The 20,431-nt window shown below is 70.3% G+C and carries 19 protein-coding genes and 1 pseudogene; 11 read left to right on the plus strand and 9 right to left on the minus strand.

The genetic code is table 11. The features are described from left to right. Positions 1-28: 28 nt before the first annotated feature. Positions 29-1,558, minus strand: a complete 1,530-nt coding sequence (locus TN53_RS08185; protein ID WP_046257739.1) for a S8 family peptidase — start codon at positions 1,556-1,558, stop codon at positions 29-31. A 327-nt stretch (positions 1,559-1,885) separates the two neighbouring features. Here TN53_RS08185 and TN53_RS08190 point away from each other — a divergent pair, with 327 nt between their 5' ends. The 3 genes from TN53_RS08190 (at position 1,886) to moaA (ending at position 5,033) form a co-directional block, all read left to right on the plus strand. After that, complete coding sequence (locus tag TN53_RS08190) at positions 1,886-2,242, plus strand: DUF485 domain-containing protein (protein WP_046257740.1); 357 nt, start codon at positions 1,886-1,888, stop codon at positions 2,240-2,242. Then, the gene (locus TN53_RS08195; RefSeq protein WP_046257741.1) at positions 2,239-3,864 is read left to right on the plus strand and encodes a cation acetate symporter; all 1,626 of its coding nucleotides are present in this window, start codon (positions 2,239-2,241) and stop codon (positions 3,862-3,864) included. The genes TN53_RS08190 and TN53_RS08195 overlap by 4 nt, the downstream gene beginning before the upstream one ends. Before the next feature lie 179 nt (positions 3,865-4,043). Then, on the plus strand, positions 4,044-5,033 hold the full coding sequence (gene moaA / locus TN53_RS08200) for a GTP 3',8-cyclase MoaA (RefSeq protein WP_046257742.1): 990 nt from the start codon (positions 4,044-4,046) through the stop codon (positions 5,031-5,033). Here the strand turns inward: moaA and TN53_RS08205 are convergent. Together TN53_RS08205 and TN53_RS08210 are read right to left on the minus strand one after the other, a co-directional pair. Beyond that, entirely contained in the window at positions 5,030-5,254 is a 225-nt protein-coding gene (locus TN53_RS08205) for a hypothetical protein (RefSeq protein ID WP_046257743.1), read from the minus strand. The genes moaA and TN53_RS08205 overlap by 4 nt on opposite strands. A 214-nt stretch (positions 5,255-5,468) precedes the next feature. Then, a complete protein-coding gene (locus tag TN53_RS08210; protein WP_095046369.1) occupies positions 5,469-5,867 on the minus strand; it encodes a DUF3099 domain-containing protein in 399 nt (132 codons plus the stop codon). A 244-nt stretch (positions 5,868-6,111) separates the two neighbouring features. Between TN53_RS08210 and TN53_RS08215 the strand changes: the two genes are divergently transcribed. Beyond that, a complete protein-coding gene (locus TN53_RS08215; protein WP_046257745.1) occupies positions 6,112-6,390 on the plus strand; it encodes a GlsB/YeaQ/YmgE family stress response membrane protein in 279 nt (92 codons plus the stop codon). Positions 6,391-6,477: 87 nt separating this feature from the next. Here the strand turns inward: TN53_RS08215 and tyrS are convergent, their stop codons facing one another. The 3 genes from tyrS to TN53_RS08230 are packed head-to-tail and all read right to left on the minus strand — an operon-like array spanning position 6,478 to position 10,717. Next, positions 6,478-7,746, minus strand: a complete 1,269-nt coding sequence (gene tyrS, locus TN53_RS08220; protein ID WP_046257746.1) for a tyrosine--tRNA ligase — start codon at positions 7,744-7,746, stop codon at positions 6,478-6,480. 56 nt (positions 7,747-7,802) lie between these two features. Further along, complete coding sequence (locus tag TN53_RS08225; protein ID WP_046257747.1) at positions 7,803-9,197, minus strand: metallopeptidase TldD-related protein; 1,395 nt, start codon at positions 9,195-9,197, stop codon at positions 7,803-7,805. Continuing rightward, positions 9,194-10,717 carry a TldD/PmbA family protein gene (locus TN53_RS08230; protein WP_046257748.1) on the minus strand — a complete coding sequence of 508 codons (1,524 nt, stop codon included), beginning with the start codon at positions 10,715-10,717 and terminating at the stop codon, positions 9,194-9,196. Before TN53_RS08230 ends, TN53_RS08225 begins: the two co-directional genes overlap by 4 nt. 241 nt (positions 10,718-10,958) lie before the next feature. On the opposite strand from TN53_RS08230, the gene fabG reads away from it, so the two are divergent. The 3 genes from fabG (at position 10,959) to TN53_RS08245 (ending at position 12,995) form a co-directional block, all read left to right on the plus strand. Continuing rightward, positions 10,959-11,678 carry a 3-oxoacyl-[acyl-carrier-protein] reductase gene (gene fabG / locus TN53_RS08235; protein ID WP_046257749.1) on the plus strand — a complete coding sequence of 240 codons (720 nt, stop codon included), beginning with the start codon at positions 10,959-10,961 and terminating at the stop codon, positions 11,676-11,678. A gap of 5 nt (positions 11,679-11,683) precedes the next feature. Further along, entirely contained in the window at positions 11,684-12,460 is a 777-nt protein-coding gene (gene fabI, locus TN53_RS08240) for an enoyl-ACP reductase FabI (RefSeq protein WP_046257750.1), read from the plus strand. A 187-nt stretch (positions 12,461-12,647) separates the two neighbouring features. Beyond that, a complete protein-coding gene (locus TN53_RS08245; RefSeq protein WP_046257751.1) occupies positions 12,648-12,995 on the plus strand; it encodes a hypothetical protein in 348 nt (115 codons plus the stop codon). Here the strand turns inward: TN53_RS08245 and TN53_RS08250 are convergent. Beyond that, positions 12,976-13,665: a FadR/GntR family transcriptional regulator gene (locus TN53_RS08250; RefSeq protein WP_046257752.1), complete on the minus strand. Its 690-nt coding sequence runs from the start codon at positions 13,663-13,665 to the stop codon at positions 12,976-12,978. The genes TN53_RS08245 and TN53_RS08250 overlap by 20 nt on opposite strands. A 70-nt stretch (positions 13,666-13,735) precedes the next feature. On the opposite strand from TN53_RS08250, the gene TN53_RS08255 reads away from it, so the two are divergent. The 4 genes from TN53_RS08255 (at position 13,736) to TN53_RS08265 (ending at position 16,169) form a co-directional block, all read left to right on the plus strand. Continuing rightward, positions 13,736-15,019, plus strand: a complete 1,284-nt coding sequence (locus TN53_RS08255; RefSeq protein ID WP_046257753.1) for a CynX/NimT family MFS transporter — start codon at positions 13,736-13,738, stop codon at positions 15,017-15,019. A 48-nt stretch (positions 15,020-15,067) separates the two neighbouring features. Continuing rightward, positions 15,068-15,184, plus strand: coding sequence for an SGM_5486 family transporter-associated protein (locus tag TN53_RS49095; protein WP_095046370.1), 117 nt, complete (start codon positions 15,068-15,070; stop codon positions 15,182-15,184). Positions 15,185-15,343: 159 nt separating this feature from the next. Beyond that, complete coding sequence (locus TN53_RS08260) at positions 15,344-15,550, plus strand: hypothetical protein (protein WP_046257754.1); 207 nt, start codon at positions 15,344-15,346, stop codon at positions 15,548-15,550. A gap of 100 nt (positions 15,551-15,650) precedes the next feature. Beyond that, complete coding sequence (locus TN53_RS08265) at positions 15,651-16,169, plus strand: SixA phosphatase family protein (protein WP_046257755.1); 519 nt, start codon at positions 15,651-15,653, stop codon at positions 16,167-16,169. Between the two features lie 108 nt (positions 16,170-16,277). Here TN53_RS08265 and serB read toward each other — a convergent pair whose 3' ends face one another. Together serB and TN53_RS44765 are read right to left on the minus strand one after the other, a co-directional pair. Further along, complete coding sequence (serB, locus tag TN53_RS08270; protein WP_046257756.1) at positions 16,278-17,489, minus strand: phosphoserine phosphatase SerB; 1,212 nt, start codon at positions 17,487-17,489, stop codon at positions 16,278-16,280. Between the two features lie 1,004 nt (positions 17,490-18,493). After that, positions 18,494-20,431 (minus strand): annotated as a pseudogene (locus tag TN53_RS44765) (streptophobe family protein); the annotation flags it as partial.

Below are 20,431 nucleotides of genomic sequence, written 5' to 3' on the forward strand. Positions count from 1 at the left end.
CCGTCGAGGCCGCGCCGCCCGGTTCGGGCTACTTGACCGCGCGCAGCGCGTTCACGATGCCGTAGCCGTAGAACCCGTTCACCCGCTTGCCCCCCACGCAGGTCGCGTCCTGCGTGCCGTCGCCGTCCTGGTCGTAGGAGGCGGGGCAGCCCGGGTTGTTCGCCTGCGCCTTGAGCAGCGCCTGCAACTGCGCCGGGGACGCCTTCGGGTGCGTCGACTTCAGCAGCGCGGCGACGCCCGCGGCGTGCGGGGAGGCCATCGAGGTGCCCTGCAGGAACCCGTACGAATTGTTCGGCAGGGTCGACAGGATGCGGCCGTTCTTCGACGGCGTGTCCGGGATCTGGTAAAGCCGGTCACCGCCCGGGGCCGCGATGTCGACGACGCCGTAACCGTACGAGGAGTAGTACGACTTCAGGTTCTGCACGCCCGTGGCGCTGACCGTCACGACACCCGGCAGCTGGGTCGGCACGTCGAAGCACTCGTGCGGGTCGACGGTGCGCGTCACCGGCGTGGAGTCGTCGGGGCTGCTCTCGTCGACGAGGGCGTCCGAGTCGAGGTCGTGGTTGGAGTTGCCCGCCGAGGCCAGGTTGAGCGTGCCCTTCTTCTGGGCGTACAGCGATGCCCGGTTGACCGCGTCGACGATGGCCCTCTGGTCGGGGTCGTCGAGGCAGTTGTACAGCCACGGGTCCACGTAGTAGCTGTTGTTCGTGACCTCGACGCCGTGGTCGGCGGCGAACACGAACGCGCAGACGACGCTCTCCGGGTAGAAGAGGCCGTTGCTCGGGTCGGTCACGTTGATGGCCGAGACCTTCACACCGGGCGCGACACCGGCCACACCGATGCCGTTGCGGGCGGCGGCGATCTCACCGGCCACGTGCGTGCCGTGATAGTCGTCCACGGTGTACGGCCGCCAGGCGCCCTCGGTGGTGTCCGGGACGCCGCCGTCGCAGTTGGCCGACTGCGAGGCCGAGAAGTTCGGCGCGATGTCCGGGTGGGTGTCGTCGACGCCGGTGTCGATGACGGCGACGGTGACCTTCTTGCTGCCCGGGTTGATCTGTGCGGCCTTGTCGGCGCCGATCGCCCGCAGGTCCCACTGGTCGGCCTCGAGGGGCTCGCTCTCCGCGTCGGCCGCGGAGGCGCTCTCGATCTTCTCGGCCTGTTCCTTCGTCAGGACCTGGGCCGCGCCCTCGTCCGTGGTGCTCGCGGGAGTGAGCGCCGAGGTGCGCGTCGCACCCGCCGACTGCACGCCGCGCACCGCGCGTATCTGTGCGCCGAAGTCCGGGTTGGCCGAGTGGACGACGATCACGCCGATCTTCTCGTACGTGATGACGATCGTGCCGCCCTTGGCGACGACGGCCTTCTTCACCGACGCGATCGTCTTGTGGTCCACCTTGGTGTTGACCACGTACGACAGGTTGGGCGCGTCCGCGGCCTGCGTGGTCGGCTCCGCGTACGGGGCGGCCGAGGCGGCCGCAGGCAGGAAGCCCAGCGAGGCGGTCAGCGAGAGAACGACGGGCACAGCCAGAGCGAGCCGACGTCTGGAACGCAGATGAGGCATGGGGTCTCCACATCATCCGGAAACGAGAACCGCCCGAACACAGGTGGTGCTCGGGCAGGTACATGACGGGTGGTGCAGTGGCGAAGCTATCCCGCGAAGTCGCTGGCCAGCAATGACCTACCCGAGGTGACTTCGGAAAGAAGCCCGGGCAGTTGAACCGCTCCTCGCGTGCCGCCGTGACGTTGGGCAGGGAGCACGAGCACGATCGAGCCCCCTGGTCACCGTGAGGAACAGAGCCGTCACATGTCCGACGTACCGAACCCGTCCCCGAACCCAGACCCGTCCCCGCCCACCGAGGCAACAGCACCCGCAACGCGAGGAGACTCCGTGGCTACCGACGCACCGCCCCCCTCGAAAGAGCAACACACACTCCCCAGCACCGAGGAGTTCACCGCGGTGCAGGAGAGCGCGGAGTTCGGTGAACTACGCCACTCCTACCGCTCCTTCGCCTTCCCCCTGACCGTCGGCTTCATCGCCTGGTACCTGCTGTACGTCCTGCTGTCGAACTTCGCCGGCGACTTCATGGGCACCAAGCTGTTCGGCAACATCAACGTCGCCTTCATCCTCGGCATCGCCCAGTTCCTCACCACGTTCCTCATCGCCTGGTGGTACTCCCGGCACGCCGCCGCGAAGCTCGACCCCAAGGCCGAGGCGATCAAGTCCCGTATGGAGGGCGACGCATGAGCATCGCGCAGCAGAGTGTCCTCGCGGCCGGAGAGGCCAGCGAGCACCGACCACTGATCATCAGCCTCTTCGCGGTGTTCGTCGTCGCGACCCTGGTCATCACCATCTGGGCGGGCCGCCAGACCAAGGACGCCGCAGACTTCTACGCCGGCGGACGCCAGTTCAGCGCTTTCCAGAACGGTCTCGCGGTCTCCGGCGACTACATGTCGGCCGCGTCGTTCCTCGGCATCGCCGGCGCCATCGCCCTCTTCGGCTACGACGGCTTCCTGTACTCCATCGGCTTCCTGGTCGCCTGGCTGGTGGCGCTGCTCCTGGTCGCCGAGCCGCTCAGGAACTCCGGCCGCTACACCATGGGTGACGTACTGGCGTACCGCATGCGCCAGCGCCCGGTCCGCACCGCGGCCGGCACCTCCACGATCGTCGTCTCGATCTTCTACCTGCTGGCCCAGATGGCCGGCGCGGGTGTCCTGGTCTCGCTGCTGCTCGGCATCACCTCCGACGCGGGCAAGGTCGGCATCGTCGCCCTCGTCGGCATCCTGATGATCGTGTATGTCTCCATCGGCGGCATGAAGGGCACCACCTGGGTCCAGATGGTCAAGGCCGTCCTCCTCATCAGCGGCACGATCCTGATTACGTTCCTGGTGCTGCTGAAGTTCAACTTCAACATCTCCGACCTGCTAGGCACGGCCGCCGAGAAGAGCGGCAAGGGCTCCGCCTTCCTGGAGCCCGGCCTCCAGTACGGCGCGACCGGCACCTCCAAGCTGGACTTCATCTCCCTGGGCATCGCCCTGGTGCTCGGCACGGCGGGTCTGCCGCACATCCTGATCCGCTTCTACACGGTGCCCAACGCCAAGGCCGCCCGTAAGTCCGTGAACTGGGCCATCGGCATCATCGGCGGCTTCTACCTGATGACGATCGCGCTCGGCTTCGGCGCCGCCGCGCTGATCGACCAGAAGGAGATCATCGAGTCCAACCCGTCCGGCAACACGGCGGCCCCGCTGCTCGCCCTGCACCTGGGCGGCGTCGACTCGGCGTGGGGCGCGATCCTGCTGGCCACGATCTCGGCGGTGGCCTTCGCCACCATCCTTGCCGTGGTCGCCGGCCTGACCCTCGCCTCGTCGTCCTCGTTCGCGCACGACATCTACGCCAACGTCATCCGCAAGGGACAGGCGTCCGGCAAGGAAGAAGTCCGTGCGGCCCGCGTGGCGACCGTCTTCATCGGTGCCGCAGCCATCGGCCTGGGCGCCCTCGCCCGCGACCTCAACGTGGCCGGTCTGGTCGCGCTGGCCTTCGCGGTCGCCGCGTCCGCGAACCTGCCGACGATCCTCTACAGCCTGTTCTGGAAGAAGTTCACCACCCAGGGCGCCCTCTGGTCGATCTACGGCGGTCTGATCGTCGCCGTCGGCCTGGTGCTGTTCTCGCCCGTCGTCTCCGGCGACCCGAAGGCGATGTTCCCGGACGTCGACTTCGCCTACTTCCCGCTGAAGAACCCGGGCATCATCTCCATCCCGTTCGGCTTCGCGATGGGCTGGCTCGGCACCGTCCTCTCCAAGGAGGAGCCCGACGCCGGCAAGTACGCGGAGCTGGAGGTCCGGTCCCTGACCGGCACCGGCGCCCACTGAGTCCGCCGCACAGCGCTCTGTGACCGGCCGCGTCGTAGGTCTCTACGACGCGGCCGCGTCTTACCTCGTGGGATCGGGCACTGTCGATGTCAGTCGGGTCACGTAGGCTCGCAGGTGACGGGAAACGAGTGCTTCTCGAGTGCTCCGACAGTGTTCCGCAGACGAGGGAGGGGGCCCACGTGCTCATCGACACCTACGGCCGGCAGGCCACCGACCTGAGAGTCTCGCTGACCGACCGGTGCAATCTGCGCTGTACGTACTGCATGCCCGAGGAGGGTCTGCAGTGGCTGGCCAAGCCCGATCTGCTCACCGACGACGAGATCGTGCGCCTGATCGACATAGCGGTCACCTCCCTCGGCATCGAGGAGGTCCGCTTCACCGGCGGCGAGCCGCTGCTGCGCCCGGGCCTGGTCGGCATCGTGGAGCGGGTCGCGGCCCTGGAGCCGCGCCCGCAGATGTCGCTGACGACCAACGGCATCGGCCTCAAGCGCACCGCTGCGGCCCTGAAGGCGGCGGGCCTGGACCGGGTCAACGTCTCCCTGGACACCCTGCGCCCGGACGTCTTCAAGACCCTCACCCGCAGGGACCGCCACAAGGACGTCATCGAGGGCCTGTACGCGGCCCGTGAGGCGGGCCTGACCCCGGTCAAGGTCAACTCGGTCCTGATGCCGGGCCTGAACGACGACGAGGCCCCCGACCTGCTGGCCTGGGCGGTCGAGCACGACTACGAACTGCGGTTCATCGAACAGATGCCGCTGGACGCCCAGCACGGCTGGAAGCGCGACGGCATGATCACCGCAGGCGACATCCTCACCTCCCTGCGCACCCGCTTCGACCTGACGGAAGAAGGCTCCGAAAAGCGCGGCTCGGCCCCGGCGGAACGCTGGCTGGTGGACGGCGGCCCGCACGTCGTGGGTGTCATCGCCTCGGTCACCCGCCCGTTCTGCTCAGCCTGCGACCGCACCCGCCTCACCGCCGACGGCCAGGTCCGCACCTGCCTCTTCGCCACCGAGGAGACCGACCTGCGCGCGGCCCTGCGCTCCGGCGCCCCGGACGAGGAGATAGCCCGCATCTGGAAGGTCGCGATGTGGGGCAAGAAGGCGGGCGCGGGCCTGGACGACCCGACCTTCGTCCAGCCGGACCGCCCGATGTCCGCGATCGGCGGCTAGGGAACCTGGCCCTGCGCTTCCCACTCCTTCAGCAGGACGACGTCCTTCAAGAATCCCCGCACACCGAGGAACTGGGACAGGTGCTCCCGGTGCTCCTCACACGCCAGCCACGTCTTGCGGCGCTCCGGCGTATGGATCTTCGGGTTGTTCCACGCGAGCACCCACACCGCGTCCAGGCGGCAGCCCTTCGCGGAGCAGATCGGGGCGGTCTCTTCACTCACTGTTTCGTCTCACAAAGTGCCGTGAACAAGGCGACGCCGAGCAGCCACGGGGGGAGCTGCCCGGCGTCGGTCTGTCGCTCCGACGGGGGATGCGGAGCGCGTAGGAAGTATGTCACGGGTAACCGGTCGCCCGGCACTGGAACAACATGATTGATCTGAGCTTTTCTTGAGCTTGGTACGGAGGTAACTTCCGGATTCGGGCCCTCCGTCAAGGTCATGTCCGCTCGCGCGGTTCCCCCCGCAGACCCGCCTCCGAATCGCCCACGGCGTCTTCCGGGAACGGTTCCGCGGAGCCCCTCCGGGCCGTCGGCGGCGTGATCATCGGCGGCGTCGGCGCGGTCACGAACGTCGACGGCAAGGACGGCGCGTTCTCCCGCCCCGCGTTGGCGATCACCACCGCGACATAGGGGAGCAGCGCCCCCAGCACCAGCGCGACGATCGCGACGTGCCGTTCCACGTTCCAGAGCGAGACCGCGAGGATCACCGACACCGTACGCACGCCCATCGAGATCACATACCGCCGCTGCCGGGCGCGCACATCGTCCTGAAGCCCCTGACGGGCCCCGGTGATCCGGAAAACCTGGGCGTTACCTGCCGCATGCTGCTTCCGCATCACATTCCACCATCCGCCCGCATCGGACTCGCCCCGGCCCGTACCCGCTCCGCCCCCGGCAGAGGAACCGGGCCCGGACACGTCCTACGTTACGCCGCGCCTGCGCCGCCTACGAGACCGGGGCACCTCCCGCCCGGGCGAACGATCTGCGCCCTAGCGCGTACGGCTCACTCGACATGCGCCGTAGGGTGCATGCGCCGACACTGGGCGTAATGCTCACGTCGAGCCGTACTAGGAGGCAGCCATGGGCTGGTTGTGGGCGATCATCGTGGGATTCGTGCTGGGCCTGATCGCGAAGGCGATCCTTCCGGGCAAGCAGCACAGCCCTCTGTGGTTGACGACCATCTTCGGCATGCTGGGCGCCATCGCGGGCAACGCGATCGCGCGCGCCGCAGGCGTCGACGAGACCTCCGGCATCGACTGGAGCCGCCACGCCTTCCAGCTCGTCGCCGCGATCATCATCGTGGGTGTCGGCGACATGCTCTATATGGCAACGCTGGGCAAGAAAAAGCAACGGGCCTGACCGCAGCGGACCTGAAGGGGCGCGGGGAACTGCGCGAGCGACCACGACGAGAGTGGCAGCCCGCAGATTCCCGCGCCCCTACGGCGCTTACGCCCCCGTGACCTCAACAGCTGCGAGGTTCTTCTTCCCGCGTCGCAGGACCAGCCACCTGCCGTGCAGCAGGTCCTCCTTCACCGGGACGGAGTCCTCCGCCGCGACCTTCACGTTGTTCACGTAGGCCCCGCCCTCCTTCACGGTCCGCCGCGCGGCTGACTTGCTGGCCACGAGGCCGACCTCGGCGAGCAGGTCCACGACGGGACCGAGCTCGGCGACCTGGATGTGCGGCACCTCGGAGAGAGCCGCCGTGAGCGTCTTCTCGTCCAGGTCCGCCAGCTCGCCCTGACCGAACAGCGCACGGCTCGCGGCGACCACGGCGGCGGTCTGGCCGGCGCCGTGCACCAGCGTCGTCAGCTCCTCCGCCAGTGCGCGCTGTGCGGCACGGGCCTGCGGACGCTCCTCGGTCTGCTTCTCCAGCTCCTCGATCTCCTCGCGGGAGCGGAAGCTGAAGATGCGCAGGAACTTGGAGACGTCCCGGTCATCCGCGTTCAGCCAGAACTGGTAGAAGGCGTACGGCGTGGTCATCTCCGGGTCGAGCCAGACCGTGCCGGTCTCCGTCTTGCCGAACTTGGTGCCGTCGGCCTTGGTGATCAGCGGCGTGGCCAGCGCGTGCACCACGGCGTCGGGCTCGACCCGGTGGATCAGGTCGGTGCCCGAGGTGAGGTTGCCCCACTGGTCGCTGCCGCCGGTCTGCAGCGTGCAGCCGTGCCGGCGGAACAGCTCCAGGAAGTCCATGCCCTGGAGGATCTGGTAGCTGAACTCCGTGTAGCCGATGCCCGCGTCGGAGTTGAGCCGCCGGGCGACGGCCTCCTTCGCGATCATCTTGTTGACCCGGAAGTACTTGCCGACGTCCCGCAGGAACTCGATGGCCGACAGCCCCTGGGTCCAGTCCAGGTTGTTGACCATGATCGCGGCGTTCGGGCCCTCGAAGTCGAGCAGCGGGGTGATCTGCGCCCGGAGCCGCTCGACCCACTGGGCCACGACGTCCGGCGAGTTCAGCGTCCGCTCCGCGGTCGGCTTGGGGTCGCCGATCAGACCCGTCGCACCGCCCACCAGGCCCAGCGGACGGTTGCCCGCCTGCTGGATCCGGCGCATCGTCAGGATCTGCACGAGGTTGCCGAGGTGCAGGCTGGGTGCGGTCGGGTCGAACCCGCAATAGAACGTGACGGGGCCGTCCGCGAACGCCTTGCGCAATGCGTCCTCGTCAGTGGAGAGGGCGATCAGCCCGCGCCACTTCAGCTCGTCGACGATGTCCGTCACGGTTCTCGTATCTCCTTGGATGATCTTCGGCGGTCGGGTGACAACCAGCTACGAGGTTATACGCCCCGACTGACAGAGCTCATATTGAAGTCCGGCACCCTCAGGGCCGGCATCGCAGCCCTAGTGAACCAGTCGCTCCACTCCCTCGGCAGCGTCTTTTCCGTGCGCCCGGCCTCCGTGGCCCGGCCCAGCAGGTCCACCGGCGACTCGTTGAACCGGAAGTTGGTGACCTCTCCGGTGACCTCGCCGTTCTCGACGAGGTAGACGCCGTCGCGGGTCAGGCCGGTCAGCAGCAGCGTGGCCGGGTCGACCTCGCGGATGTACCAGAGGCAGGTCAGCAGCAGTCCGCGCGCGGTGTTCGCGACCATCTCCTCCAGGGAGCGGTCCTCGCCGCCGTCCAGGATCAGGTTGTCGATGCCCGGCGCCACCGGCAGCCCGGTCAGCCCGGCGCTGTGCCGGCTGGTCAGCAGACTGCTCAGCTCGCCCGCCCGCATCCACTCGGTGGCCGTCAGCGGCAGCCCGTTGTCGAACACCGACGAGTCGCCGCCGGAGGAGTGCGTGAGCACGAAGGGCGAGGACTCCAGGCCCGGCTCGTTCGGGTCGCTGCGCAGTGTCAGCGGCAGCTCGGTCAGCCTGTCGCCGAGCCGGGTGCCACCGCCGGGCTTGGAGAACACGGTCCGGCCCTCGGCCGCGTCCCGGCCGGACGCCGACCACATCTGGTAGATCAGCAGGTCCGCCACGGCGGTCGGCGGCAGCAGCGTCTCGTACCGGCCGGCGGGCAGGTCGTGCTTGCGCTCGGCCCAGCCGAGCCGTACGGCGAGCTCGGCGTCCAGCGCGGCCGGGTCGACGTCCTTGAAGTCCCGGGTGGAGCGGCCGGCCCACGCCGAGCGCGTACGGTCCGGCGACTTGGCGTTCAGCTCCAGCGTCCCGTTGGGCTGGTCGTGCCGCAGGCGCAGCCCCGTCGACGTACCGAGATAGCTGGAGACCAGCTCGTGGTTGGCGAAGCCGTACAGCTCGCGGCCGCCCGCACGCGCGCGTGCGAAGGACTCGCCGAGCGCCGGCGCGAAGTCGGCGAACACCGCGGAGGAGGTCTCGGCGGGCCCGTCCGTGAAGTCGGGGGACGCCGGTACGCCCGTCACCAGCGGCTGTGCGTCCTCGGCGGGCGCCGCACCGCGCGCGGCGGCCTCGGCGGCCCGGACCAGGGACTCCAGCTCGTCCACGGTCACCGCGGCCCGTGAGACGACTCCGGAGGCGGTGCCCTCCTTGCCGTCGACCGTCGCGATCACGGTGAGGGTACGCGTGCGTGTGACGCCGTTGGTGGTGAGCGCGTTGCCGGCCCAGCGCAGGTTCGCCGTCGACTGCTCGTCGGCGATGACGACACAGCCGTCGGCGGTGGACAGCTCCAGGGCACGTTCGACGATCTCGTGCGGCTTGTTCGTACGAGTACTCATCGACCGGCCTCCTGGGTCGTGTTGAGGATGTTGACGCCCTTGAAGAGGGCCGACGGGCAGCCGTGCGACACCGCCGCGACCTGCCCCGGCTGGGCCTTGCCGCAGTTGAAGGCGCCCCCGAGGACGTATGTCTGCGGACCGCCCACCGCGGCCATCGAGCCCCAGAAGTCGGTGGTGGTCGCCTGGTAGGCGACGTCCCGCAGCTGGCCGGTGATCCGACCGTTCTCGATCCTGAAGAACCGCTGACCGGTGAACTGGAAGTTGTAGCGCTGCATGTCGATCGACCAGGACCGGTCACCGACGACATAGATGCCCCGGTCGACCCCGCCGATCAGGTCCTGCGTCGACATCCCGGCCGGGTCCGGCCGGAGCGAGACGTTGGCCATGCGCTGCACGGGCACATGCCCGGGGGAGTCGGCGAACGCGCACCCGTTGGACCGCTCGAAGCCGGTCAGCTTCGCGATCCGCCGGTCCAGCTGGTAGCCGACGAGCGTGCCGTCCTTCACCAGGTCCCAGGACTGGCCCGCCACGCCCTCGTCGTCGTAGCCGACGGTCGCCAGGCCGTGCTCGGCGGTGCGGTCACCCGTCACGTTCATCAGGTCGGAGCCGTACCGCAGTTTGCCGAGCTGGTCGAAGGTGGCGAAGGAGGTGCCGGCGTAGGCCGCCTCGTAGCCCAGGGCGCGGTCCAGCTCGGTGGCGTGGCCGATGGACTCGTGGATCGTCAGCCACAGGTTGGACGGGTCGACGACCAGGTCGTACACCCCCGACTCGACACTGGGTGCCCGCATCTTCTCGGCGAGCAGCTCCGGGATCTGCTCGAGCTCGCTCTCCCAGTCCCAGCCGGTGCCCGTCATGTACTCCCAGCCGCGTCCGACCGGCGGCGCGATGGTGCGCATGGAGTCGAACTCGCCGCTCGACTCGTCGACCGACACCGCGGTCAGCGACGGGTGCAGCCGCACCCGCTGCTGGGTGGTCACGGTCCCGGCGGTGTCGGCGTAGAACTTGTTCTCATGGACGGTCAGCAGTGACGCGTCGACGTGGTTGACCCCGTTCGCCGCCAGCAGCCGCGCGCTCCAGTCCGCGAGGAGCCCGGCCTTGTCCTCGTCGGGCACGGTGAACGGATCGATCTCGTACGACGAGACCCACGTCTTCTCGGAGTGCACCGGCTCGTCGGCGAGCTCCACACGCTCGTCCGAACCCGCCGCCTTGATCACCTGGGCGGCCAGCTTCGCCATCGCCACGGCCTGCGAGGCGACCCGCGCCGCCGCGTCCATGCTCAGATCCACGCCCGACGCGAAACCCCACGTGCCGCCGTGCACGACCCGCACCGCGTACCCGAGGTCGGTGGTGTCCGACGACCCGGCGGGCTTGGCGTCCCGCAGCCGCCAGGACGCGCTGCGCACCCGCTCGAAACGGAAGTCCGCGTGCTCGGCACCCAGCGCACGCGCGCGTGCCAGTGCGGCGTCGGCCAGGGCGCGTAGGGGAAGCGCTGTGAAGGCTTCGTCGATGGTATGAGGCACCGAGGTATCTCCCTGCTCTCGTGACCTGTGGACTCCGATCATGTCCTGTGCGCAGGTCCGGGGACCATACGTTTCCGTGCGTGGTCGCCCGTCTTCTGTAGGGACCCGACAGTGCGGCCCCTGAGCCACTGTCGGTGCCCGAATGTCCGCACGCCGGGGCAGACCGATAGGTTTCGAAGGAAGCCGCTTGCCCTCCAGGTGTCGGGCGGTGAGTACAGACCGCTATCGAAAGGGTGATCCGTTGAGCCGCTCGGTTCTCGTCACCGGAGGCAACCGGGGCATCGGCCTCGCCATCGCCCGAGCTTTCGCCGAAGCCGGCGACAAGGTCGCGATCACGTACCGCTCGGGTGAGCCACCGGCCGCCCTGGCGGAACTGGGCTGCCTCGCCGTCAAGTGCGACATCACCGACACCGAGCAGGTGGAGCAGGCCTACAAGGAGATCGAGGACGCGCACGGTCCCGTCGAGATCCTGGTCGCCAACGCCGGCATCACCAAGGACCAGCTCCTGATGCGCATGTCCGAGGAGGACTTCATGTCCGTCCTCGACACCAACCTCACCGGCACCTTCCGCGTCGTCAAGCGCGCCAACCGCGCCATGCTGCGCGCCAAGAAGGGCCGTGTCGTCCTGATCTCGTCGGTCGTCGGACTCATGGGCGGCCCCGGCCAGGCCAACTACGCAGCCTCCAAGGCCGGCCTGGTCGGCTTCGCGCGCTCCCTCGCCCGTGAGCTGGGCTCGCGCAACATCACCTTCAACGTCGTCGCGCCCGGCTTCGTCGACACCGACATGACCAAGGTGCTCACCGACGAGCAGCGCGAGAACATCGTGAAGCAGGTGCCGCTCGGTCGTTACGCGCAGCCCGAGGAGATCGCCGCAACGGTGCGGTTCCTCGCCTCGGACGACGCCTCGTACATCACTGGAGCCGTCATCCCGGTTGACGGCGGACTGGGAATGGGTCACTGAACACCATGGCTGGAATCCTCGAGGGCAAGAAGATCCTCATCACCGGTGTGCTGATGGAGTCCTCCATCGCCTTCCACACCGCCAAGCTGGCCCAGGAGCAGGGCGCGGAGATCATCCTCACCGCGTGGCCGCGTCCGACCCTCACCGAGCGCATCGCCAAGAAGCTGCCCCGGCCGGAGAAGGTCAAGGTCCTGGAGCTCGACGTCTCCAACGACGAGCACCTCGCCCGCCTGGAGAGCCAGGTCCGTGAGCACCTGGGCGACAGGCTCGACGGTGTCGTGCACTCCATCGGCTTCGCGCCGCAGGACGCGCTCGGCGGCAACTTCCTGAACACGCCGTTCGAGTCCGTGGCCACCGCCATGCACGTCTCCGCCTTCTCCCTGAAGTCGCTGACCATGGCACTGCTGCCGCTGATGACCGAGGGCGGTGCCGTCGTCGGCCTCACCTTCGACGCGCAGTTCGCCTGGCCGCAGTACGACTGGATGGGCCCGGCCAAGGCCGCCCTGGAGGCCACCAACCGCTACATGGCCCGTGACCTGGGCAAGCACGACATCCGCTGCAATCTGATCTCGGCCGGTCCGATCGGCTCCATGGCCGCGAAGTCGATCCCCGGCTTCGCCGAACTGGCGTCGGTGTGGGACAACCGCTCCCCGCTGGAGTGGAAGCTGGAGGACCCGGAGCCGGCCGGCAAGGGCGTCGTCGCCCTGCTGAGCGACTGGTTCCCGAAGACCACCGGCGAGATCGTCCACGTGGACGGCGGTCTGCACGCCATCGGAGCGTAACGCTGCCGCTGAGCCTCGGCCGACATGGAGGGGCCGCACCCTGTGCACAGGGTGCGGCCCCTCAGCGCGTCCGCGTGGGGTAACCCGTTCGGCCCATCCGGCCGGGCGGGCAGGGCGCACAACTGGGCACTCTGGATTACGCGTTCACCACGCTTCCCTCCCCAGCACGGCCGAGGAGGTCTCCCTTGTGCGCCTGTCCCGCAGCCTGGCCCCAGCGACGGTCGCCGTAGCTCTCCTGCTGACCCTGCCGCACGAGGCGTCACCGCACGCACGCGTGGCGGCACCGAAGGCCGAGCAACCGGACTTGTTCGGCGCCGCCTGCTACAGCAGGGTCACCGGCTCCCGGGTGACCGCGTACTGCCACAACCCGTATCCCGACGTCGACCGCGTCCGGCTGCACATCGAGTGCGCCCGCTGGTGGGACGTCGACAGCGACGGCGCCCCGGTCGAGGCCGGACCGGCGCAGACCGTACGTCTGGACGGCCGCTGCTGGAAGGAAGTCCGCTCGGTGTGGGTCAGCCACCAGAAGCGGTGAACCGGCCCGGCCGGCACCGGAACGGATAGCCCGCCGCCTCCGCCGCCGCCGTCTCCGCGTCGCCCGCGCGGATCGCGTCGACCAGCCGCGCGTGGTCCATGTACGTCTCCGGCGTCAGCTCCTCGCCGACGTCCTCACGCAGCCAGTCCCGCAGGACCTCGCCCAGGTCCGCGTACATCGCCGACATCACGTCGTTGTGGGAAGCCGCCACCACCGCCAGGTGGAAGGACGAGTCCGCCGTCACGAAGGCCTCGGCGTCACCCGACTCCCACGCCTCCTCACGCCGTACGAGAAGCGCGTCGAGCTGCTTGAGGTCCTTCTCCGTACGCCGCTCGGCGGCCAGCCGCGCCGCGGACGACTCCAGCGTGGAGCGCAGCTCGGCGATGTGCCGGGGATCGGCGTCGGCGAACCGGCGATGCATCACACCCGCCAGCTCGCTGGTCGCCACGACATAGGTGCCGGAGCCCTGACGGATGTCCAGCAGACCGTTGTGCGCGAGCGCGCGGACGGCCTCGCGGACCGTGTTGCGGGCCACCCCGAGCTGCTCGACGAGCGCCGGTTCCGTCGGGATGCGGGAGCCGACCGGCCACTCACCCGACGTGATCTGCTGCCGCAGCGCCGCGATGACCTGCTCGGACAGTACCGATCGACGGGGGTGGCTCAGAGGCATGGCACACCTTCGCATGGGATCGCCGACCCGGGGCAGTCGGGGGATGGACAACCAATCATCCCATGATTCTATGATGGGCGGCATGGCACGTGAGGAAACCCGGACGATGACGTCCCCGCACATCCGCAGCTCGGCGGCGAGCGAGCCCCCGGCGACCGCCACGCGCGCGTGGCCGACTCGTCTGCTCGTGCTCGGCATCGTCCTGGCCGCCGTCAACCTGCGCCCCGCCATCACCAGCCTCGGCGCCCTCCTGGAGGAGGTCCGCGACGGACTGGGCATGAGCGGGAGCGTGGCCGGGCTGCTGACCTCCGTCCCCCCGCTCTGCTTCGCCTTCTTCGGCGTCATGGCCCCACGCCTGGCCCGCCGCTTCGGATCGGGAGCGGTGGTGTGCGCCGGCATGGTCGCCATCACGGCAGGCCTGCTCATACGGCCGTACACGGGCAGCACGGTCGGCTTCCTGGCCACCAGCGCTCTCGCCCTCATGGGCATCGCGGTCAGCAACGTCCTGATGCCCGTCATCGTCAAGCGCTGGTTCCCGGACCGCGTCGGCTCCATGACCGGCCTCTACTCGATGGCCCTCGCCCTGGGCACAGCGACCGCGGCTGCCGTGACCGTGCCGGTGACCGACAGGCTGGGCGGCAGCTGGCAGACCGGGCTCGCGGTCTGGGCGGGGCTGGCCGCCGCGGCCGTACTGCCGTGGATTCCGTCCGTACGACAGCGGGGGACGTCACCCGCCGCGGAGGCACCCGCGCGCGAGGAGCAGCCCGCGCTGCGGATCACCCGCAGCCGTACCGCCTGGGCGCTCGCCGTCTTCTTCGGGCTCCAGGCCACCGCCGCCTACATCACCATGGGCTGGATGGCGCAGATCTTCCGGGACGCGGGCGTACCCGCCGGCACGGCCGGACTGCTGCTCGCCGTCACGATGGTGATGGGCGTACCGCTCGCCTTCGTCATCCCGCGCGTGGCCACCCGGCTGCCGCACCAGGGCCCGATCGTCCTGGTGCTCGGCGTCTGCGGTCTCGCCGGATACGCCGGCCTCTACTTCGCGCCCGCCTCCGGCGCCTGGGTCTGGGCCCTGCTGCTCGGCGTCTCCAACTGCGCCTTCCCGCTGGCCCTGACGATGGTCGGGATGCGGGCCAGGACCGGCGCCGGCGTCGCCCAGCTGTCAGCGTTCGCCCAGAGCACCGGCTATCTGATCTCCATCCCGGGCCCGCTCCTGGTCGGTGTGCTCTACCAGCACAGCGGCGGCTGGGGTCTGCCGATCGCCCTCATGGCCGCCCTGATGGTCCCGCAGATGGCCGTGGGCGTCCTCGCGGGACGCGACAGGACGGTCGAGGAAGAGGCGGCCCGCTGACGCCACCCCGGCGGATCCGATGCCGCTCGCAGGTGCGAGACTGGCCGCATGCCAGTGCTCGACCCGAACCCGCAGAACGGCCAGAAGAAGATGCTGCTCGTCTTCGGCGCGTTCCTCGCCATCTTCGTGATCATCGCCGTCATCGCGTCGCTCGCCTCACCCTGAACCGGCGATGGTGGGGCTAGCCCCACCATCCCCTAGGGGGCGAGTCTCAGGGTCAACTGGGTGGATCACCGGATGGGTTGAGGGCCCGCGATTCCGTAACTTCGAGATGTGACCGCGGCACAGCGGACCACCGGCCCACTCGAAGACGCGGAGGCAACCATGTCGGCCCCTACGCACACCCCGCCCCACCCGGCGACCCGGGGACGCGTCGACATCCGGCTGCCCTGGTGGGCTCTCGCCCTGCCGACGCTCGCCTTCATCACGCTGCTCGCGCTGATCCTGAACCCGTCCGACGCGCACGCCGCCGCGGACGATCCCCTGATCACCCAGCTCTTCGAGCGCATACAGCAGCTGGTCACGCGCTGAGCACCCCGCCGGCACCGCTCCTCGACCACCTCCACACACCGGTGGAGCCGCATGTCAACTCCCTGAGCCTTATGGCCTATTTCATGCGAAGCTGGGTCTCATGAGCGTCGCAGAATCCCGCAGGATCGTCCTCTTCCGGCATGCGAAAGCCGACTGGCCACAGGTGACCGACCACGAGCGGCCGCTCGCCGACCGGGGCCGCAAGGATGCCGCAGAAGCCGGACGCAGGCTGGCCGACACCGAAATCCCCTTCGACCTGGCCCTGTGCTCCACCGCGACCCGGACCCGCGAGACCTGGAAGCTCGCCGTGCACGAGTTCGCGCACCGGCCGAAAACCGTCTACGAGGAGCGGGTCTACGAGGCCTCGCCCGGCGAGCTGATCGCCGTGCTCAACGAGACCCCCGACGACGCGCAGAACATTGTCCTGATCGGCCACAACCCGGGCGTGCAGGGCCTCGCCGACATCCTGGCCGGCTCGGCCGAGGGAGATGCCGGCGAGCGGATGAGCCGCCGCGGTTTCCCGGCCGCCGCCTTCGCCGTCCTGTCGTTCACCGGCCCCTGGAAGACGCTGGAACCGGGCGCGGCCACGCTCCTGGACTACTGGGCGCCGTCCGAATGATCCGACCGATGTGAGAACCCTGTGCGAAGGGCCCGGCACCGCCGCGGTGCCGGGCCCTTCGCACGCCGTACGACGCCTGCCGTACGCGACGGCTCGGTACGCGACGGCTCAGTCGATCTCGTCGTGCGTGTCCGCCGCCTCGACCTCTTCGCGGGTCACACCCAGCAGATACAGGACCGTGTCCAGGAACGGCACGTTCACCGCGGTGTGCGCCGCCTCCCGGACCACCGGCTTGGCGTTGAAGGCGACCCCGAGGCCGGCCGCGTTGAGCATGTCCAGGTCGTTGGCACCGTCGCCGATGGCCACGGTCTGCGCCAGCGGCACCCCCGCCTCGGCGGCGAACCGACGCAGCAGCCGCGCCTTGCCCGCCCGGTCCACGATCTCGCCCGTGACCCGGCCGGTCAGCTTCCCGTCGACGATCTCCAGGGTGTTGGCCTGGGCGAAGTCCAGCCCGAGGCGCTCCTTGAGGTCGTCGGTGACCTGGGTGAACCCGCCCGAGACGACACCGACTTGGTAGCCGAGGCGCTTGAGCGTACGGATGAGGGTGCGGGCGCCGGGGGTCAGCCGCACCTCGGTGCGCACCTTGTCCACGACCGAGGCGTCGAGCCCTTCGAGGAGGGCCACACGCGCGTGCAGTGACTGCTCGAAGTCCAGCTCCCCGCGCATCGCGGCCGCCGTCACCTCGGCGACCTCGTCCTCGCAGTCGGCGTGCGCGGCGAACAGCTCGATGACCTCGTCCTGGATGAGCGTCGAGTCGACGTCCATCACGACCAGTCGCTGCGCGCGCCGGTGCAGCCCGGCCGCGACGACGGCGACGTCCACGCCGAGCGCGGCGGCGTCGGTCACCAGGGCGGTCCGCAGGGGCTCGGTCTCCACACCGGACACCGCGAACTCGACCGCCGTCACCGGGTACTTGGCCAGCCGGAAGATACGGTCGATGTTGCCGCCGGCCTTGGTGATCCGCGCGGCGGTCGCGGCGGTCGCCTCCGCGGTGAGCGGATGTCCGAGCACGGTGACGAGGGAACGGCCGAGGCCACGGGGCCGGTTGTCGCCCAGGCCGGAGATGATCTCGGCCTGCATCTTCATCGACTCCGCCCAGCTGTGGACGGTCTTGCGCAGGTCGCCCTCCAACCCGCGCGACGGCTCGGTCACGAGCGCGCACAACACCATGCGGCCACGGGTGACGACCTGCTCGATGTCGACCACGTCGACGGAGTAGGCGGCGAGAGTGTCGAAGAGTCCGGCTGTGATGCCCGGCCTGTCCTTGCCGAAGATCTTGACGAGAAGAGTGGGGACGTCGGAGGTCTGCGAAGCGCTCATGGTGTACCCACCGTATCCGGCACCCAGTGCCTTTCGCCCCTGAGGTCCGCCTGACGGACAGGGAACACTGAGCGTCGCTCAAGTGGCGGGGGCCTTACGTGGCGGCTACAGCTCTATGGCCACATGTCGGGAGACCGGACCGACGGTTACCGGCCAAGTGGTCGGCGTGCCGGGGACCGAGGACGCCGAAGACCGTGGGGCAGCGGGCGACTCGCCCCCCGCTGCCGCGGCCCCGAAACGCCTTCGCCGACCGCGCCCGCATCACCACACCCGGATCACCTCCGCCCCCTCGGCCTCCCCGGCGGGGGAGGAGGCGGTGGCGGCGGCGGACCGTCGTTGGGCGTGGACGGCCGGGGCGGCGGCTCTATCGGGCCCACCACGGTGGGAGCGCCGTACATGTCGGCACCGGCGGGCGGCGACTCGTCGGACGACCCGTCGTCACCGGACGGCACCGGCCCGCTGCTCGCGTCCCCGGCAGCCGGATCCACCTCGCCCCCCCAGGCGCCCTCACCGGTCGGCCGCACCCCTCGCCCCGGCGGCGCGCTCGAGGACCGGCGACCTTGCCCCGGAGGAGGCGCCCCGGGCCGCCAGGCGCCTTCACCGGGCCGGCCCTCCGGTCCGGCTGGAGCTCCCGAGGGGGAGCGTCCCTGTCCTGGAGGGCGTGTCCCGGGCCGCCAGGCGCCTTCACCGGGCCGGCCCTCCGGTCCGGCTGGAGCTCCCGAGGGGGAGCGTCCTTGCCCCGGAGGAGGCGCCCCGGGCCGCCAGGCGCCTTCACCGGGTTGGCCCTCCGGTCCGGCTGGAGCTCCCGAGGGGGAGCGGCCCTGCCCCGGCTGGCGTGTCCCGGGCCGCCAGGCGCCCTCGGTCGGTTGCGAGTCCTGCCCCGGTCGCCTGCCACCTTCCGCGGGTGGAGTCCCCTGCCCCGGCGGCGCTTGCGAAGGTGAGTGGCCCTGCCCGGGGGGAGGCGTCCCCGGGCGCCTGCCGCCTTCCGCGGACTGTGCCCCTCGACCCGGCGGAGGCCCGCCCGGTGGCCGCCCGCGTCCCGGCGGTGCGCCCCGGTCAGGCCGCGCGTCGGACGGTCGCGCATCCTCCGGTTCCCGAAGCTCGTCCGGCACCTGCAGATACGGATTGGTCGCGGGGTTCGGCGGCCGATACGGCGCACCCGGCGTGTACGGCCCGGACTCGCCACCCGCGGGCGTCGCCCCGGCCTCGCCCCCGCGCGGCGCACCCCCACCCCGGGAATCACCCGTGTACGGATCCGCCCCCGACGCCCCTGGATACGACGTCCCTTCCGACCCCCCGGCATACGGCGCCCCCCGCGAAGGCCCCACGTTCGGCGCCGACCCGGAACCACCGGGGTACCGCCCAGGTGCCCCGGGATACGCCCCGGTTTCGCCCGCATACGGCGGCTGCCCAGCATCCGGCCCCCCGCTCCCCGGAACCCCGCCCACGCCACTCAGCGCCAGCGGCGCCGACCGGTGCCCCGCCGCCCCGGTCGCACGGGCGAGCAGCGCCCCGACGGCGCCCGCACCCGCCCCCCACAAGGCGCCGAGGAGCAGCGCCATACCGAGCTGCCCGTGCAGTTCGATGCCGGCGCCGAACGCGTCGAAGCCCAGCACCGACAGCGAGGCGTTCACGGACACCTCCGTCATCCAGGCGAGCAACGGCAACGCCAACGCCGTCACGACCCCCAGCCGCAGAGCACAGCGCCCGGCGAAACCGAGGGCACCCGGATCCCGTACCTGCGCACTCCCCGAGCCGACCCCTGAGCCCCGTACACCCGCCGGACCGCCGACACCGCCCCTGGCCTGCGCCGACCCCGGGACAGGCACCCCCACCGGCGTCCGCACCGCCGTCAGCACCCCCGCCAGCAGCAGCATCATCGCCGCCGCGACCCCCAGCAGCCACACCCGTCCGTCCAGCTCCGCCAGCCGCGACAGCGACACGGACTGGTCGCGCTCGGAGCTCAGGAGGTCGTCCAGGGGATCCGGGAGGAAGCCGGCCAGCGGACCGGTCGCCCGGCCGTCCCACGGTACGAACAGGCCGATCGGGATACCCAGCCAGGTGCCGTTGGGCGTGCCCAGCAGCGCCGCGCCGGCGATCCGCTTCGGGTGATCGTCGCCGATCGAGGCGTACGCCGCCGCGGCGAGCCCCGCCGCCACGGCGACCAGCAGGACGGTCACGAGGGCGGACACCGCGGGGCGCACGACGCGATGCACCGCTTCCCAGCCGCGGGGCAACGGCGTGCCACGCGAGGCGAGGAGCGCGATCAGCAGGACGCCGGCCGACCAGACCAGGCCCCCGAGCAGCGTCGGCACCGTGTCCACCGTGAAGCCGACCGCCGCCTTCGCGTCGACGAGGTCGCCGATCTGGTCCGGGAGCAGTCCACCGATGTCCCCGACATCGCCGAGTCCCGGGATCTCCAGACCCCCGCCCCCTCCGCCGCCGCCGGGCAGGTCGTCGAGGCCGAGCGCGCTGCCGTCGATCGTGATGACGTCGTGACCCGCCCAGGCCAGCCCGCCCAGCGTGGCCACGAACAGCGCGACCACCGCACCCGCGCGCGCGAGGAGTTCGGCCGGTGCGACGACAACTCCGGCCGCCCGTAAGGACCGTAGGAAGAACCATGACAAAAGGAGCGCGCCGACCAGGCCGACGCCCAATGGCGTGATCTCGATGGCCGTCGCCGCCTGCGCGCCCGTCAGCCCGAAAGCGGACACATCGCCGGACGGTGTCACCGAACCACCCGCCCCAAGCGCCACTACCGCAGCGGTCATCGGGCCCAGCGATGCCGTCGAGTCGGCCTCCAGCAGGTGCAGGCCGAGTGCGGCGACGCCCGCCATCCCGATCAACGCCCAGCTCACGGCGGCGATCGCGGACAGCAGGATGTCTCCCCACGGCAACTTCGAGCCGTGCTTGGTGGTGTCGACGCTCATGGACGCACTCAT

It is taken from the genome of Streptomyces sp. WM6386, assembly GCF_000972385.1.
Lineage (GTDB): Bacteria > Actinomycetota > Actinomycetes > Streptomycetales > Streptomycetaceae > Streptomyces.

What these genes read in the sequence shown, in the direction of transcription:
- TN53_RS08185 (WP_046257739.1), bottom strand. Translation starts at nt 1,558, where the DNA reads ATGCCTCATCTGCGTTCCAGACGTCGGCTCGCTCTGGCTGTGCCCGTC.
- TN53_RS08195 (WP_046257741.1), top strand. Translation starts at nt 2,239, where the DNA reads ATGAGCATCGCGCAGCAGAGTGTCCTCGCGGCCGGAGAGGCCAGCGAG.
- TN53_RS08210 (WP_095046369.1), bottom strand. Translation starts at nt 5,867, where the DNA reads ATGCGGAAGCAGCATGCGGCAGGTAACGCCCAGGTTTTCCGGATCACC.
- TN53_RS08215 (WP_046257745.1), top strand. Translation starts at nt 6,112, where the DNA reads ATGGGCTGGTTGTGGGCGATCATCGTGGGATTCGTGCTGGGCCTGATC.
- TN53_RS08225 (WP_046257747.1), bottom strand. Translation starts at nt 9,197, where the DNA reads ATGAGTACTCGTACGAACAAGCCGCACGAGATCGTCGAACGTGCCCTG.
- fabI (WP_046257750.1), top strand. Translation starts at nt 11,684, where the DNA reads ATGGCTGGAATCCTCGAGGGCAAGAAGATCCTCATCACCGGTGTGCTG.
- TN53_RS08250 (WP_046257752.1), bottom strand. Translation starts at nt 13,665, where the DNA reads ATGCCTCTGAGCCACCCCCGTCGATCGGTACTGTCCGAGCAGGTCATC.
- TN53_RS08255 (WP_046257753.1), top strand. Translation starts at nt 13,736, where the DNA reads ATGATGGGCGGCATGGCACGTGAGGAAACCCGGACGATGACGTCCCCG.
- TN53_RS49095 (WP_095046370.1), top strand. Translation starts at nt 15,068, where the DNA reads ATGCCAGTGCTCGACCCGAACCCGCAGAACGGCCAGAAGAAGATGCTG.
- TN53_RS08260 (WP_046257754.1), top strand. Translation starts at nt 15,344, where the DNA reads ATGTCGGCCCCTACGCACACCCCGCCCCACCCGGCGACCCGGGGACGC.
- TN53_RS08265 (WP_046257755.1), top strand. Translation starts at nt 15,651, where the DNA reads ATGAGCGTCGCAGAATCCCGCAGGATCGTCCTCTTCCGGCATGCGAAA.
- serB (WP_046257756.1), bottom strand. Translation starts at nt 17,489, where the DNA reads ATGAGCGCTTCGCAGACCTCCGACGTCCCCACTCTTCTCGTCAAGATC.